Annotated in this window: 14 protein-coding genes and 1 tRNA gene; 10 read left to right on the plus strand and 5 right to left on the minus strand. The window is 55.5% G+C overall.

Features of this window, described 5'->3' with window-relative positions:
• A partial coding sequence (locus Q3981_RS06425) for a nucleoside transporter C-terminal domain-containing protein (protein ID WP_303124559.1) occupies positions 1 to 270 on the plus strand: 270 nt, incomplete at its 5' end.
• Positions 271 to 279: 9 nt separating this feature from the next.
• Here the strand turns inward: Q3981_RS06425 and Q3981_RS06430 are convergent.
• Complete coding sequence (locus Q3981_RS06430) at positions 280 to 1215, minus strand: sugar-binding transcriptional regulator (RefSeq protein ID WP_303124560.1); 936 nt, start codon at positions 1213 to 1215, stop codon at positions 280 to 282.
• 564 nt (positions 1216 to 1779) lie between these two features.
• On the opposite strand from Q3981_RS06430, the gene Q3981_RS06435 reads away from it, so the two are divergent.
• Positions 1780 to 1977, plus strand: coding sequence for a hypothetical protein (locus tag Q3981_RS06435; protein ID WP_303124561.1), 198 nt, complete (start codon positions 1780 to 1782; stop codon positions 1975 to 1977).
• A gap of 96 nt (positions 1978 to 2073) precedes the next feature.
• Here Q3981_RS06435 and Q3981_RS06440 read toward each other — a convergent pair.
• Positions 2074 to 2150, minus strand: a tRNA-Arg gene (locus tag Q3981_RS06440).
• 127 nt (positions 2151 to 2277) lie between these two features.
• On the opposite strand from Q3981_RS06440, the gene Q3981_RS06445 reads away from it, so the two are divergent.
• The 6 genes from Q3981_RS06445 (at position 2278) to Q3981_RS06470 (ending at position 9518) form a co-directional block, all read left to right on the plus strand.
• Entirely contained in the window at positions 2278 to 4500 is a 2223-nt protein-coding gene (locus Q3981_RS06445) for a bifunctional copper resistance protein CopD/cytochrome c oxidase assembly protein (protein ID WP_303124562.1), read from the plus strand.
• A gap of 199 nt (positions 4501 to 4699) precedes the next feature.
• Positions 4700 to 5227 carry a Dps family protein gene (locus tag Q3981_RS06450; RefSeq protein WP_012732009.1) on the plus strand — a complete coding sequence of 176 codons (528 nt, stop codon included), beginning with the start codon at positions 4700 to 4702 and terminating at the stop codon, positions 5225 to 5227.
• Positions 5228 to 5718: 491 nt separating this feature from the next.
• The gene (locus tag Q3981_RS06455; protein WP_303124563.1) at positions 5719 to 6336 is read left to right on the plus strand and encodes a single-stranded DNA-binding protein; all 618 of its coding nucleotides are present in this window, start codon (positions 5719 to 5721) and stop codon (positions 6334 to 6336) included.
• A 234-nt stretch (positions 6337 to 6570) separates the two neighbouring features.
• Positions 6571 to 8241: an energy-dependent translational throttle protein EttA gene (ettA, locus tag Q3981_RS06460; RefSeq protein ID WP_012732008.1), complete on the plus strand. Its 1671-nt coding sequence runs from the start codon at positions 6571 to 6573 to the stop codon at positions 8239 to 8241.
• A 21-nt stretch (positions 8242 to 8262) separates the two neighbouring features.
• Positions 8263 to 8775, plus strand: coding sequence for a thioesterase family protein (locus Q3981_RS06465; protein ID WP_303124564.1), 513 nt, complete (start codon positions 8263 to 8265; stop codon positions 8773 to 8775).
• Positions 8776 to 8801: 26 nt separating this feature from the next.
• Complete coding sequence (locus tag Q3981_RS06470) at positions 8802 to 9518, plus strand: hypothetical protein (protein WP_303124565.1); 717 nt, start codon at positions 8802 to 8804, stop codon at positions 9516 to 9518.
• 66 nt (positions 9519 to 9584) lie between these two features.
• Here the strand turns inward: Q3981_RS06470 and pepN are convergent, their stop codons facing one another.
• On the minus strand, positions 9585 to 12326 hold the full coding sequence (pepN, locus tag Q3981_RS06475) for an aminopeptidase N (RefSeq protein ID WP_303124566.1): 2742 nt from the start codon (positions 12324 to 12326) through the stop codon (positions 9585 to 9587).
• 148 nt (positions 12327 to 12474) lie between these two features.
• Between pepN and Q3981_RS06480 the strand changes: the two genes are divergently transcribed.
• Positions 12475 to 13116, plus strand: a complete 642-nt coding sequence (locus Q3981_RS06480; RefSeq protein WP_303124567.1) for a DsbA family protein — start codon at positions 12475 to 12477, stop codon at positions 13114 to 13116.
• Between the two features lie 4 nt (positions 13117 to 13120).
• The gene (locus Q3981_RS06485; RefSeq protein WP_303124568.1) at positions 13121 to 13597 is read left to right on the plus strand and encodes a ribose-5-phosphate isomerase; all 477 of its coding nucleotides are present in this window, start codon (positions 13121 to 13123) and stop codon (positions 13595 to 13597) included.
• Positions 13598 to 13776: 179 nt separating this feature from the next.
• Here Q3981_RS06485 and Q3981_RS06490 read toward each other — a convergent pair whose 3' ends face one another.
• Both Q3981_RS06490 and Q3981_RS06495 read right to left on the minus strand, forming a co-directional pair.
• The gene (locus Q3981_RS06490) at positions 13777 to 14013 is read right to left on the minus strand and encodes an AlpA family transcriptional regulator (RefSeq protein ID WP_081429426.1); all 237 of its coding nucleotides are present in this window, start codon (positions 14011 to 14013) and stop codon (positions 13777 to 13779) included.
• 246 nt (positions 14014 to 14259) lie between these two features.
• Positions 14260 to 15387 (minus strand): ATP-binding cassette domain-containing protein (locus tag Q3981_RS06495; RefSeq protein WP_303124569.1); only part of this gene is annotated, 1128 nt, incomplete at its 5' end.

Genomic DNA, 15387 nt, shown 5'->3' on the forward strand with positions numbered 1-15387 from the left:
ATCGGGCAAAAGACGGTGCTCAACGAGTTCGTGGGCTACACCTCGTTCGGGAAGCACGTCGATGAACTCTCCGACAAAGCCGTCATGATCTCAACCTTCGCGTTGGCTGGGTTTGCCAACTTCTCCTCGATCGCAATCCAAATGGGATCGATGGGTGGATTAGCGCCAGAGCGTCGCGGTGAAATAGCCAAATTCGGAATGTTTGCCCTTCTGGCAGGTTTCTGCGTCAACATGATTAACGCAGCAATTGTGGGAGTCGTCGCAAGCTAGGGTCGGCAATCATTCCTCAAGTAAGCGCTCTGCGCACGCTTGATCAGTGACTAAGTGCGTTGCCATTCCCGCTTTCAGTGCAACTTTCAAGGCGCGCACTTTATGTAATCCGCCCGCGACGAGGAGTCGGACGGGACGCTGCGCTAGGTCTTCCATGGTGATTCCGACTGTGCGGTCGTCCACTGATTGCACGGCGACGGATGCGTTGGCGTCGAAAAACCGTGAGCAAATATCACCCACCGCTCGTTGACGAAGCTGTGTGCGCTCAGAGGGGGTAACGCTGCCAAGGTTAAGGGCGAGACTGTTTTCTCCCGCTGACCCCACGGTGAAAACTGCGATGTCAGTTTTCCTCCCTTGCTCGAGAACATTGGCGATAAACCGGTCTTTTTCTACAAGTTCTTTCGTCTCGGCGTTATCAAAAATGACGGGGAGGGGGAGGGTGTGGGCATATGCATGAAAGGCTTTACAAAACAACGTGATCGTTTCGATATCGTTCGTTTTCCGGTTTGTATATGACATCCCACCTTTCAGCTGAACGATCGTCACGTCGTGAACATTTTTCTCAGTGAGATGCTGGGCAATGGAATACATTGTTCGGCCCCACGACACACCGACACTGGATCCGTCGACGACGAGGGAACGGAGGGCTTGCGCACCGACATGACCAAGGGCATCGACGATATCGTCGGTGGTCTGCGATACAGGTTGTGCGAGCCGCACAGATGTTAAGCCGTATTTCGTCGCTAGTGCCGTCGCGGTGGTGGACGACGCTTCCCGCGGATCTCGAATAGTAATGGTTACGAAACCACGATCGTGGGCATGCTGAATGAGCTTGGATGTTGTTGGTCGTGAAATGCCTAAAGCCAGGGCAACTTCCGCTTGGCTAAGGTTGTCGCGGTAATACATTTTTGCCGCGCGTAGGGATTGCTCATCACGACTGTCCACAATTCAACCTCAATCAATTAATGCTGAGTGCTTGTACGCATGCTTTATTTAACTTGTCTTTATTTTGCCTGATACAGCCGGGTTTACGGTGATCGCCGGGTATTTACGCTGAACAGCGTCCCTGTCCACGGTCCACTCCGCCAAGCTAATCGATAGAGCAACGTGCGCACCGCTTAGTGCCATCTGCCTCTGAGCACTATACGGATTTGTGTCATGAGAGTGGAAGCTATCAACATGCTGGGCATCCAGAGCTATTCCCCAGGCGGGAAGAGTACGAGTCGTGTCGCAACGCGCCGGGTGCTTCCAGTCTGAACTAGATTACAGCGCCGTGGCGATCATCATTGTCCGGTTGATGTGTGTGAAGGGACAATCAGCAAGCTACTAAGGAAGGCTAAGGGGGTTCCATTCCAGACTTCAATAAAAAATTCCCTCGACACCCATATAGACAGCTTAGGTTGCGTTACCTAAGCTTGAATGAGCCCACGCTTTATGCTCTCAACATTCATCGACAGGGCTAGCTGCCGTTTTTGGGAAGTAGGCGGCTTAGCCGAAAGGAAGAGTCCGATGCGGAAGCGAACCGGTGAGGTTCTAAAAGCTATTCGATGGTGGATTGGAATGGCTGTCGGACTCTTAGTTTTCTTCTACTTGTGGTCTTTGGTCTTCAAAGATGACTCGTTTTCATGGGAGGAATGGGGGAAAACGGTCCTGTTTGGAACCCTCGTCGGGGTCATATATTGGATTTATAGCCGGCCCAAGAAATAGAGGTACACAAATGTAGTCCATTGATTGTCAGAACGCACCAGGGCTGACAAATAAAACGTCGTCCAGACCGTGTACCCAGTCATAGCGGGGGTAGTGTGGTGCCCCTGGCAGGATTCGAACCCGCGCCACTCCGGGTAGAAGCCGGATGCTCTAATCCACTGAGCTACAGGGGCATTTTATCGATCGTGGGTTGCGCTTTCGTCGCAATCCACTAGACGAATATAACAGTACTGAACTCTTTGCTGATAACTGGTCCTTCGGGTTGATTAGATTGTCTCCGCGCTGGGTAGGGTTGGGAGTATGACGGAGGTAAAGACGAAAGCTGGTTCTTCGGTGCCTGTCCGGTCAGCTACCGGTTACTTTGTGCTCGCCGGGCTTGTGGCGGGAATAGTGGGGGCGGCCATCGGCTATTCCTTGTACAGCGAATCCCTGTCTGCCCTAGGAATTCCCGATCCGGGTTTCTCGGTATCATTCGGCCTCCCGTTTGTCCGTGGCCTGGCCACGATGTTCGGTTTCATTGGCGTCGGATCATTCTTGATGTCAGCCTTTGGTACCCCGCCGCGAAAAGACGGTTTCCTCGACGTCGACGGGTATAAAGCAAGCCGAACCGGAACATGGTGCTTATTTATATGGGCTGTTCTCGCGCTGCTCCTCATACCGATGAGTTTGTCGGATGTTTCCGGAGCCCCACTTTCGACGACGCTCAGCCCGGCGCACTGGGGCGAAGCGATCGACCAAGTATCCGTGGCGCGTTCCTGGATGTGGGTCGCGATCTTCGCGCTGATCACTGTGGTGTGGTCCTTGGGCACGCGGCGCTGGATTTTCCAGATGCTGTTCTTCGCGTTCTCCCTGGTGACGTTGATTCCTATCAGCCTTGAAGGGCACTCAGCGGCCGGCGGTAACCACGACTATGGCGTTAATTCGTACCTGTGGCACTTTGTTTTTTGTGCATTGTGGGTCGGTGGCCTGGCGGCAATGATCCAGCACGCCCTGCGCAAAGGGCCCCACATGGACGTCATCGTTAAGCGATACAGCTTTTTAGCATTGGTGTCGATTATTGTTTTGGCGATCTCAGGAGTAGTTAATGCGTTGCTCCGCATCCGCGTCGATGAACTCCTGACTAGTAATTATGGCCGAGTAATTACAGCCAAAGCGGTTTTGCTCATCGTTCTGGGCATTTTTGGATTCCTCCACCGACGAATGACGATTCCCAAGCTGGAAAAGGATCCGTCAGACCGACTCGCCTTTTCCCAAATCGCGATCGTCGAATTGGTCGTGATGGCCGCGACAATCGGCGTCGCCGTGTCTTTGTCTCGCATTCCACCACCCTTGCCGAAAGAGCTAAACCTCAACGTCATGGAGCTCGAGTTGGGCTTCAGCCTGACGAAGCCACCGTCGTGGGGCGGTCTCTTCGGCATGGTGCGGTTCGACATGATTTACGGAACCGTCGCAATAATTGCGGAAGTTTTATATGTGTGGGCCTACGTCCATCTCCGGAAGAAGGGCGGGGAGTGGCCTTTTAGCCGAGTGCTGTGGTGGACGCTAGGGAACATTCTTCTACTTTTCGCGACGTCTTCTGGCCTCGGGATGTACGCGATGGTGTCGTTCTCGATGCACATGATCCAGCACATGATTTTGTCGATGGCGATCCCGATTGCCTGGGTTTTGGCTGGTCCGGTGACCTTATTCCTCCGCGCCTTGCCCGTTGCGGGACGCGACGGTGTCCCCGGGCCGCGTGAGTGGATTGTGGCTTTTATTAATAACCCGGTTTCGCGGTTTTTAACGAACCCCGTTGTGGCTGCTGCGCAATTCGTTATTGGGTTCTACATTATGTACTTCACGCCTCTATTTGAGGCTCTCATGAAGTATCACTTCGGCCACCTATTCATGATCGCCCACTTCTTGGTCTCCGGATACATTTTCTACTGGATATCAATTGGTATCGACGCGGCACCTCGCCACACCTCGCCGTTCATCAAAATGGTGACCATCTTAGGAACAATGCCGTTCCACGCTTGGTTTGCGATTGCCCTCATGCAGTTGAATTACCCGCTCGGGCAACCGATGTATGAAACCTTCGGGATCCCGTGGCACGTCGACTACATGGCTGATCAGAACCTGGGCGGCAAGATCGCGTGGGCAACCGGTGAGATCCCACTGTTAATCGTGACAGCGGCTCACTTCCTGCAATGGCGTCGGGAAGATAGTAAAGAAACAGCACGCTATGAGCGTCGTGCTGACCGAACCCACGAGGCCGAACTCAATGCCTACAACGAGATGCTAGCGGCGCTGAACTCTGGCGCAGGGGATCGGGAACTGCAGGACTACTACAGCTCAGATTATTCGTCTGACGAGGTACGGAGTTACTTCCACCAGAAGAAGTTTGAGCACCATAACGTGCCGAAGGGGCGGCGCTCATCAGCGAAAACGTCTTCCGGTAAGCCAACCGGCAGTGTTGACGTTGAGCAGCAGGATGTCAGTGGAAAAGGGGCAGGGAACGGCAGGTCCGGTGAAGGGGACTGAGCTGACAACCGGCCGGATTAGCCTGGCCGGGGCCCGAAGTCGGCAATAGCTAAGCCCTATCTAAAGCCAGCTTATTAATAGTTGCCACGCGTATAGGAAGGGTGTATAACTAGGGGCAGAGCGAAGGAAAAGCCCGGGATCGGGCACCGTCCACGTAGCTCTGAGACGACAAACCAACTTATCGAGAGAAGGAAAAGATATGACTTCCGCGCAAGCATCTGTTGGGCGTTCGGCTTCCGCTGAAAGCTCTGTTCAAACAACTCCAGCCTTTAGTGCTCCTAGCGACGTTGTTTCTGATCTGCAGAAGGTTCTCGTTGATTTCATCGATTTGAGCCTGGTTGCTAAGGAAGCTCACTGGAACATTCTCGGACCGAACTTCCGTGACCTGCACTTGAACTTAGACGAGCTTGTCTCGGTTGCTCGTGAAGGCACCGACGAAATCGCTGAGCGTATGCGTGCTTTGAATGGCATTCCCGATGGTCGCACGGCCGTTGTAGCCGCAGGTTCCTCGCTTCCGGAGTTCCCGGCAGGAGAAATCCTTACTCACGACGCTATTTCCCACGTCGTCGAGGCTATTAACGCGACAACCAACACCATGCGTGAGGTTCACGATCGCGTTGACGAGGCTGACCCGACGAGTGCTGATCTGCTGCACGAATACATCAAGCAGCTGGAGCAGCAGGCTTGGTTCATCAGCGCTGAGACCCGTACTCCATCTGGAAAGTAATACATATCGATCTTCACTGTGCGCCTAGCTGAACCCGTGAACCGGGATTCAGCAGCGTGTTTCCCTGTTCGTCATTGGAGGTCATGACGAGGCCTCACAATGACACAAGCCGGACTGTGCGATAGCGCGGTCCGGTTTTTCTTTATCGTCATGCGATTACTTATTGATCGACGACACCTGCCTTCGGTGCTTAACCCTTCTTTCGGCACGGGTCGCCATTTTTGTTTCACCGATCTTTTTCACCGTGTGGATTCATTCCGCGGATAAGAAAAACACACGGATAAAAATCTGTGGATAACTTTGTTTATCCACAGCGGCCGCCCGATGAAGCTCCTCACAGGCCCAATTTCCGGACCACGGTGTGCCACTCTGAGTTTGTCATTTTCAGATCGTCTCTATCGATGAGGTCTTCACGGTACTGCGCTAATCAGCTACTCAGCTGCTCTGCCATTACCGGGAGCGCCCTTCGTGGGAGGGAGAGTAGGTACGTCATGGCACAAAATTCTGCAATGGTCACCGTCGTGGGAAACGTCGTCAGTGACCCAGTTGATCGAACACCATCGGGTCGAACCCCTTTCGCAACTATGCGCGTTGCGTCGGATCGTCGTTGGCGTGACGACGACGGTGTGTGGCAGTCATCTGACTCATTATTTATCGACGTCCAGATGTCGGGTCCGCTGGCCACACACTGCCTGAAATCGGTGTCGAAGGGGATGCCAGTTGTTATATACGGTCGGCTGATCACTCATTCATGGGAGGCGACGTTGGACTCGGGGGAGAAGATCACCCGGAGCTCCGTGAGGATCAAGGCCTCTCACGTTGGAGTTGACCTCAACAAGATCGTCATTACGTCCGCGATGACTAGCCGCCTAGGACGTTTGGTTCCGTTGGAAATCGGCTCCTCTGCTGGAGCAACCAAGGGATCAGGGGAGGTGACGAGTCTCTCCACCGATTGGGACGGGACGGTCACGTCGGATGGAAATCCATTCCCCGAGGGCTCGTCGAGTGATTCGAGCACTTCCACCGACTCCACAGCCCTGAGGGACTCCACGCATTTGAGCGAACAGGAGGATTCATACAGCCGAGACGTCGCCCTGGCGAGCGCATGAGCACGTGCTCCCGTGAGTGCGTCGTCGTAACTGGTTGTTGTTAGCACCGTGCTTGCGTACCCTCAACGGTTAGACTTTGCTGAGGAACTTGCGCGGGGACCATCCCTCCTCTTAACTCTCGAGGTTGCTCCTTGAGATCAGCTTCAGAGGTGGTGAACCCTATGGTTATCGGCCATAGTAGGTGAGCAGAGAATGCTAGGTTCGTGTGGCATAGAAAAATGAGTTGAGGACTGTATGGGTGAATTCATTTACACAATGAAAAACGTGCGCAAGGCGCATGGAGAAAAAGTCATTCTTGACGACGTCACCATGGCTTTTTATCCGGGGGCCAAGATCGGCGTGGTGGGGCCAAACGGTGCCGGAAAATCGTCGATCTTGAAAATTATGGCGGGAATTGATCAGCCCTCCAATGGTGAGGCGTTCCTCGATCCCGGTGCTTCTGTGGGGATCTTGCTCCAGGAGCCTCCACTCAACGAGGAAAAGACCGTCCGCGGCAACGTGGAAGAAGGCCTCGGAGAGATCTGGGAAGTCAAGCGTGAATATGAAGAAATCGCCGAAAAAATGGCGACGGATTATTCCGATGAACTCATGGAACGCATGACCGTTCTACAGGAAAAGATCGACACTGCCGACGCCTGGGAACTGGACTCGAAGATCGACCAGGCCATGGATGCGCTGCGGTGCCCGCCGTCAGACTCGCCAGTGACGACGCTATCCGGTGGTGAGCGTCGTCGTGTAGCACTTGCCAAGCTTCTTTTGGCTGAGCCAGATCTATTGCTGCTCGATGAGCCCACCAACCACTTGGACGCTGAGTCTGTGCTCTGGCTGGAGCAGCATCTTCGTAATTATCCGGGCGCGGTGTTGGCTGTTACTCACGACCGTTACTTCCTTGACCACGTTGCTCAGTGGATTTGTGAGGTCGATCGCGGGAAGCTGTACCCCTACGAAGGTAACTACTCCACGTACCTGGAGAAGAAGTCCGAGCGTCTACAGGTTGCGGGTAAGAAAGACGCCAAGCTGCAGAAGCGATTGAAGCAGGAACTGCAGTGGGTGCGCTCGGGTGCGAAGGCACGTCAGGCGAAGAATAAAGCTCGCCTGCAGCGTTACGAGGAAATGGCTGCGGAGGCCGAGAAGTACAAGAAGCTCGACTTTGAGGAAATCCAGATTCCGACGCCGCAGCGCTTGGGTAACCAGGTCGTGGAGGTCAGCCACCTCAACAAGGGCTTCGACGGCCGTACGTTGATTAAAGATCTGTCCTTCACGTTGCCTCGTAACGGCATCGTCGGTGTTATCGGCCCGAACGGTGTGGGTAAGTCCACCTTGTTCAAGACGATTGTGGGGCTTGAAGAGCCGGATTCCGGCGAGGTGAAGGTCGGTAAAACTGTCGACATCAGCTATGTCGACCAGAACCGTGAGAATATTGACCCCGAAAAGACCGTGTGGGAAGTCGTTTCTGACGGGCTGGACTACATCATCGTCGGCCAGAACGAAATGCCATCGCGCGCTTATATTTCGGCTTTCGGTTTCAAAGGCGCCGATCAGCAAAAGCCAGCCAAGGTGCTCTCCGGCGGTGAGCGTAACCGTTTGAACCTGGCGCTGACCTTGAAACAGGGTGGTAACCTGATCCTATTGGATGAGCCCACCAACGATCTGGATGTCGAAACTCTCTCCAGCTTGGAGAACGCTCTCGAACAATTCCCAGGATGTGCCGTCGTGATCTCCCACGATAGGTGGTTCTTGGACCGCACGTGTACGCACATTCTTGCCTGGGAAGGCAATGTTGCTGAAGGTCAGTGGTACTGGTTTGAAGGTAACTTCGAAGATTATGAGAAGAACAAGGTCGATAGGCTCGGTGAAGAAGCTGCGCGTCCCCACCGTGTGACTCACCGGAAGTTAACTCGCTAACTCGTTAGGTCGTGGTGAAATATGCCGTTTCGTGAAGTACTCGGACGCACTGGCCGGGTTCATACATTGTCATTGCCGCTCCGTTGGTCCGACTTCGACATGTATGGCCACGTTAATAACTCGGCATATCTTGAGTTTTCGCAGGATTCCCGCGTTGCATTCCTGAAAGAAATGGAGTCCATCGCCGGTAAAGGGTCGGTGCCCCAGGTGTTCGTGCGCCATGCCGAATTGGATTACCGACGCGGGATTTCGCCATCCAGCCGCACCGTGACCGTGAACTCAGAAGTGACCCGGATTGGCCGAACGTCGTTTGGTGTTCGCCAACTGATCCTTGATAGCGACGGGATCGTGTGTTGCGAAGTGAAGATTACGCAGGTTGCTGTTGACCTGCGGTCGGGTTCTCCGCGTGAAATTACGGACAGCGAACGGCAGGCTCTTGAGTCCATGATCACTCGGCCCGTGAGGGAAATCGAACGGGGCCAAGATAATGAACCCGATATCGACCAACTCGTGCCTCCGGATTCCACGGAGTAATCCATCGGCCTTAACCAGGGGACACCATGCCGATAACCGTTGAGCACGGCGTTGCTCGGGACCTCTTTACTTTCATGTCTCGGGCAGAGCACCTCGATTCGACGGCGCTGGTCCGGATTCATCCCGCAGATACCCCATCGCGCCAACCGAATGCCGCGGGTGCTGCCGTAGAGTCTCGTGACCAGCGTCATCAGTGGTTCGATGTTTATGTCACCACGCCGCTTGGCCCCTTTGGGCTGCGACGGGTCCGTGGTGTGTGGGGGAATGACTCAGCTCGTGACGTCATCACGCACTGTTCGAATGTGCGGCGGGCCATTGATGCGTCGACCCATTTTCACTCTCGGGAGGGTGGCCCCTTAACTCTTTCGTTGGAGCACCCCGGTACGCCGGGAATGTGGCCCGGACCCGTGCCCCTGACAGAGACATTCACCCATATCGATGACGTAGCAATAGACACCGTTGCGACGTTATATAACGACGTCCGTGACACAGCCACGGCAGAATCGGGGCCAGCGGGGATAGCTCAATCGCTGTTGGACCAGAAGATTATGACTGTCGAATCGCCGACGGCGGAACAGACAGCGCAGCTCACGTCGCGAGCCATTATCGCCCTGGGAAGCCTCGGATTTATCGGAGGCGATGTTATGCGCGTCTCCGTATCGCCTCTCTGGGTGAGGGCCGACACGAGGCTGGGGACGGTCCTCGCACAACGCAGGAACCGGCTGAACCTCCTTACTATGTAGGCCCAGCCGGTATATCCGGGGAGGCCTCGGCGTACCCAGTTGCAGGGGCCATCGAGGCCGTAGCTTTTAGCTCCGATCGTGCTCGCGCGCTGCAGCGAAGCGGCGCTGATTATCCTTACCCTCTGCGATCAGTCGGCGGAAACCAGCGGGCAGGTCTTCGTCGGCAATCAGTTTTTCGGCTCGAGCGATGGCCTCATCCGAGGTATCCCATGACGGATACATCCCCGCGAGCACCCGCAGAGCCATCTCGCCATTGAGGTTCTCCCACACACCGAGGGCCTCATCGAAATAACGATCGCGGTAACCGGCCAAGAGCTCGTCACTACCAGCAGTCCTGAACCCTGCCACATTCGACAACAACTGGCGGTTCGACAGCGTCGACGCATCTTCGCCCATGATGTCATCCCACACGCGAGACTTGTTGTCCGCCGTCGGCACAAGCGCCCGCGCCGCAATCGCCGCTTGTTCGCCCAACGAGGAACGATCGTTCGCGGAGGTTTCGTCGATAAGCTTTGTGACCTCGTCCTCTGACACTCCGTGGGAACCGCTGGACGCGGCGAGCATCTTGATAGCAAGCCACGTCATATCGGTATCGATGGAGAGGCCGTCCAACTCGACAGTTTCCGGAGCACCATCGACAATTGCCCGCGCGATAGCAACAGTCTCCGCGGTGGGCTCCACATTAGGCAGCTCCTTGACCGCCGCGAGCTGCGTATCGCTGCCCGGATCAGCCGCCCGTGCCGTCGATACCAAAGCATGAGCAACCGCATCCCAGCCTTCGTCGGCAAGCCACGTCGGGTCGGCATAGTTCCTGGCCGCGGACACAACTTGTCGAACTAATTGCTGAACGACGGCGGTTTCCGACTCATGAGGCAATCCACGCTCAACAAGCGCGATGAAATCACGTGCGCGCAAACGACCAGCGCGCAGACGCTCCCACTCCGCCGACCAGCAGAGAGCGCGAGCCATGGGATCCTTAATCGACGGCAGGTGATTCAGAACAAACTCATTGGAGGCATCGTCGAGATCGATGAGCGCGTACGTCAGATCCCCATCATTGGGCAGAATGAGATCGCCGACGGGAGTGCCGACGAGCTCAGGAACGTCGGTGCTCTCACCGTGGATATCCAACTCAGTGTGAGCTGTGCGAACGACCTCACCATCCCTGAGGGAATAGACGCCGACGCCGATGCGGTGATCGCGATGCTCACCATCACCCGGCTGCGCGCCACTCTGCTTGACGGCAACCGAGGTGTAGGCCCCGTCCTTAGCCTGTGCATCCACGGACAAGGTATTGACGCCGGTGGTCTTGAGCCACTGATCAGCCCACTGGGACAGATCGCGCCCCGACGATTCCTCGAGCGCGTCAAGGAGATCATCGAACGTGGCGTTGTCGTACTGATGCCGCTGGAAGTGGAGCCGCACGCCGGCGAAGAACTCGTCGAGCCCGACATAAGCGGCTAGCTGCTTGAGAACTGACGCGCCCTTGGCATAGGTGATTCCGTCGAAGTTCTGGTCGACAGTTTCGATATCCGACGCATCCGTCGAAATCGGGTGCGTGGACGATAACTGGTCTTGTGCGTATGCCCAGGCCTTTTCGACGTGGGCAAATGTGACCCACGCGGTGGTGAATTCGCTGACCTCAGTTTGAGCCTGCGCCGAGGACCAGGTGGCGAATGATTCGTTAAGCCACAGGTCATTCCACCACTTCATGGTGACGAGATCGCCGAACCACATGTGCGCCATCTCGTGGAGGATGGTGTCGTTGCGGCGCTCATAGAGGTACCGAGTGGTGGCTGACCGGAAGACATAGTCTTCACGAATCGTGACGGCCCCGGCGTTTTCCATTGCCCCCATGTTGTATTCAGGGCAGAACACTTGGTCGTATTTCTTAAATGGATACGGGATACCGAAGTGCTTAGCGTAGAAATCGAATCCCTGTTTTGTTTCCTTAAACAGTTCTTCGGAATCGAGGTGCTCGGCCAGCGCCCGTCGGCAATAAAGACCGAGTGGAATTTCGACTTCCTGGCTGGCCGAATCGTCCGAGGCTTCGGTTGATTCGTCCGACGTTTCGGGGTGCGGAGTAATAGTTCCGCGCCACACATCGGTGGCTTCGGTGTACGGCCCCGCCATGAAGGCGATTAAATAAGTAGAGAGAGGGTAATCAACCTCAGCTTCATGAATGGCGACCGTCGTCTGAGAGTTCTCGCCATCGGTCGTCAGAATCCCCGCCCGGGGAGCGGTCACCGTTGTGCTGACGGGCCCATTGGTAATGAGCCGCCACGAATCGGGCGTGATGACCTGCACCCGGTACGTCGCTTTGAGATCCGGCTGGTCAAAGCACGCGAAGACGCGTTTGGCGTCGGCAGTTTCAAACTGTGTGTAGAGGTAGACGGCGTTATCGGATGGATCGACGAAACGGTGAAGCCCCTCGCCCGACGTCGAATAGCGGCATTCGGCGCACACCGTGACGCGGTTGTCGCCAGGTTCCAGATTGCGAAGCTGAATACCGGCTTCCTCGTCATACTGATTATCCGAATAACGGATCGCATCGGTCGTGACATCGGCCCCGTTGAGCTGCACAGATGTTACTCGCGAGGCGCGGAGATCCAGGAAGGTTCCTTGCTCCAGATCGCCCTCCGACACACCGTCGCGCGTGTGGAACCACACTGTGGTCTTCGATGTAAAGGTTTTTTCTCCAGGAAGCCCATGTCCGTCAGTGAGGTCTAAAATTATGGAGTACCGGTCCACTCCGATGAGTGCGGCCCGGTCCTTGGCCTCTTGCCAGGTGAGATTAGTTGATGACATTCCTGCGTTGTGTCCTTTCACTGGAGGGCTTTGGATATGCGAGAGCATAAAGTTCCCAGATATTGAGACTACTAGGTGATGAAAAATCGCGGGAGCAATGAGCTCTCGGTGAGCACAGCGCCAACGTACAGATCATGGAGGTAATGACATGGCCGATAAACAACGAGTCGATTTTTGGTTTGATGTCTCGTGCCCGTTTTGCTGGGTAACATCCCGGTGGATTAAAGAGGTAGAAAAAGTCCGGGACATCACGGTTGTTTGGCATCCTATGAGCTTGTCGGTTCTCAATGAGAACAATGATGATCTTCCCGACGATTACAAGAAGATGATGAAGCAGACGTGGGGGCCCGCTCGCGTTGCCGCCCTCATTGCCGACGAGAACCCGGAGAAGTTAGACGCGTACTACACCGCAATGGGCACGCGGATTCACGATAAGAAAGAAGTCGACGCCCACGCCGGCGAAGGATTCGACGACGTGCTTCGGGACGCTCTGGACGAGATTGGCCTTCCGGCGTCCTACCTCGACGTGGCGCACTCCACGGAGAAGGACGATTCGCTACGCCGTCACCACCAGGGCGCGATGGACGCGGTCGGCGACGACGTGGGAACGCCGGTGCTGAAGTTGGGCGATAACGCGTTCTTCGGGCCAGTGATTACCCGTGTACCGCGCGGGGAAGATGCTGGACGAATCTTTGATGGGGCAGTGGCCTTGGCGGCGTTCCCGCACTTCTTCGAATTGAAACGATCTCGCACAGAGATGCCAGAAAACAAGACTGCTGAGCTACCCTAGAACTATGCGCGTTTATCTTGGTGCGGACCACGCTGGGTTCGAGTTGAAAAATACTATTGCTGCTCATTTGGAAAAGAACGGCCACGAGATCGTTGATTGCGGGGCTCATTCCTTTGATCCCAAGGATGATTACCCTGCTTACTGCATCGAAGCCTCTGCCCGGGTCGTGAACGATCCCGGATCATTGGGCATCGTGATCGGCGGTTCCGGGAATGGTGAGCAGATCGCTGCCAACAAGGTCAAGGGAGCCCGTTGTGCTTTGGCCTGGTCCGTGGAGACGGCCAAGCTTGCCCGGGAGCACAACAACGCACAGCTCATCGGTTTAGGGGCTCGTCAGCACTCCGAGGACGAAGCCCTCGAGATTGTCGACGCTTTCATTGAGACGCCGTGGTCGAATGAGGAACGCCACCAGCGGCGGCTCGATATCCTCGCGGAGTATGAACGTACGGGGATGGCACCCGCGTTGCCTGAAGACCAGTAGGCCACTCGGGCTACCGTCGGGGCTGGGGCACGAACGTGCCATAAAAGAAAGCATCTCTTGCGCAACAACGTGCAAGAGATGCTTTTCCTTTTCCGGTGTTATCTTCTTTTAGCTCGCCCTCCACCGAAGAGGAGCATTCATCATCGGACAGCGTGGTTATGGCCTGGTCAGGGTGGCGCTTAACCGTCGGTGTCGGAGTCGTTTTTTCTCCTACGGTCAACTCGATTCTCGTGCCAATGCTTTACGTCTTCAGCGTCCCAGAGAGTCAATCCCTGAAACTTTGCTACAGGCTTTGGTGCGCGACCACGACCCGCATAGCTGGTGAATGTACCCCGCGCTGTACCAGAAAACTCAGCGCATTGCGCTGCGGTCCACAGCTCGTGTCCTGAGTCTTTGTCAAGAAGGATCGGTGTCATGAGTCAGGAGTGTACGCCCGAAAAATAGGGGAGCGCTATGTAGCACAACTCCAGCTAAACCGGCATGAAATCCGTTAAACTACTTATTACACCCCCGTATGTGTTCAACCCACGTTTAAAGGCGCTGCTTACCAAAGAATCTGCAGATTTCTGCCCGATAAAGAATCGTTAACTATTCGTTATCGAGCCGGTAAAAAAGTTACCCCATAGTAGGGGTACTGATAATGGTATGGTTGCCAAAACTAATTATTGGAACTCGACTGAACGGTGCCCTCGTTGTCCCTCCACCACCTCGTGGTGGTCAACAATCAGGTGTCGGGCCTCCAACCGCTCAATCATCCGACGGTCGTGAGTGACAACAAGCACGGTTCCCTCAGCACTTGCGATGGCATCCTGCACCTCTTCAATCAAGTCGACGGAGAGGTGGTTCGTCGGCTCGTCGAGAAGGAGAATGTGGGGCGGGCGGGCCGCAATCAGCGCAAGCGCTACTCGTCGTTGCTGGCCTATAGAGAGGTCCCCGACGGGTCGAATAGCGTCCTCCGGGGCCAGCAGTCCGAGCTCGTCGAAGCTTACAGTGGGGTTGGGTGCCAACGCATACAGATCTTCCGCTGATTGTGTGGGATCATCCCACCGCTGCTCTTGGTGGAGAACACCGACGCTTTGACCTTCCCCAATGCGAACTTGCCCGCTCTCTGTCGGCACCGCGCCGGAGATAGCCCCCAGTAACGACGACTTGCCTGCTCCATTCGGGCCCGTGATCACCACTTTTTCGCCCGGGCGAATAGTCAAAGACCCTACGCGGACACGATCTGGGACAACGAGTCCTTGCAATTTAATGGCGAAGTCCTCGTCGGATCCCGCCGCGACCCGACGACGCGGTACGGGCGCGGTCAAAGGCGCATCGAGACCGAGCACCGCAGGAGGCTGTTCCACACCGTTCTCCTCGAGCTCAGTGAGACGTTGCCGCGCCGCACGGATTCGTCGGGACAATTGACGCTCGGCCCGGTTACCGGCCATCCCATACATAACCTTTTCGTTGTCCCGCTTCGCCTTCTTGGGGCCGGCCGACTCATGATGCGCCTCAATATCCTGCTCTAGCTGGTTTTTCTCCCTCTGCTCCGTCTTCCATTGATGCTCCCACAGAGCGCGCTCGTGCCGACGGTGCTTGTCATAAGCCGTGTAATTGCCCCTAAAAATGTGAATCCCCTCGCGCCGGGGAACGATATCGCCGATCTGGGTACACACCGCATCGAGAAAATCTCGATCATGCGTAGCGACGACAACCACGCCAGCGTGGTTATGAATGTGATCGATAACAAGTTCTCTGCCACGGTCGTCGAGGTGGTTCGTGGGCTCGTCGAGAAGGAGGATCTC

Origin of the sequence: Corynebacterium sp. (assembly GCF_030530965.1) — a bacterium.
GTDB lineage: Bacteria > Actinomycetota > Actinomycetes > Mycobacteriales > Mycobacteriaceae > Corynebacterium.

Excerpts from the sequence above, each read along its gene's own strand:
- Q3981_RS06435 (WP_303124561.1), top strand. The coding sequence starts at position 1,780 with ATGCGGAAGCGAACCGGTGAGGTTCTAAAAGCTATTCGATGGTGGATT.
- Q3981_RS06445 (WP_303124562.1), top strand. The coding sequence starts at position 2,278 with ATGACGGAGGTAAAGACGAAAGCTGGTTCTTCGGTGCCTGTCCGGTCA.
- Q3981_RS06450 (WP_012732009.1), top strand. The coding sequence starts at position 4,700 with ATGACTTCCGCGCAAGCATCTGTTGGGCGTTCGGCTTCCGCTGAAAGC.
- Q3981_RS06455 (WP_303124563.1), top strand. The coding sequence starts at position 5,719 with ATGGCACAAAATTCTGCAATGGTCACCGTCGTGGGAAACGTCGTCAGT.
- ettA (WP_012732008.1), top strand. The coding sequence starts at position 6,571 with ATGGGTGAATTCATTTACACAATGAAAAACGTGCGCAAGGCGCATGGA.
- Q3981_RS06465 (WP_303124564.1), top strand. The coding sequence starts at position 8,263 with ATGCCGTTTCGTGAAGTACTCGGACGCACTGGCCGGGTTCATACATTG.
- Q3981_RS06470 (WP_303124565.1), top strand. The coding sequence starts at position 8,802 with ATGCCGATAACCGTTGAGCACGGCGTTGCTCGGGACCTCTTTACTTTC.
- pepN (WP_303124566.1), bottom strand. The coding sequence starts at position 12,326 with ATGTCATCAACTAATCTCACCTGGCAAGAGGCCAAGGACCGGGCCGCA.
- Q3981_RS06480 (WP_303124567.1), top strand. The coding sequence starts at position 12,475 with ATGGCCGATAAACAACGAGTCGATTTTTGGTTTGATGTCTCGTGCCCG.
- Q3981_RS06485 (WP_303124568.1), top strand. The coding sequence starts at position 13,121 with ATGCGCGTTTATCTTGGTGCGGACCACGCTGGGTTCGAGTTGAAAAAT.
- Q3981_RS06490 (WP_081429426.1), bottom strand. The coding sequence starts at position 14,013 with ATGACACCGATCCTTCTTGACAAAGACTCAGGACACGAGCTGTGGACC.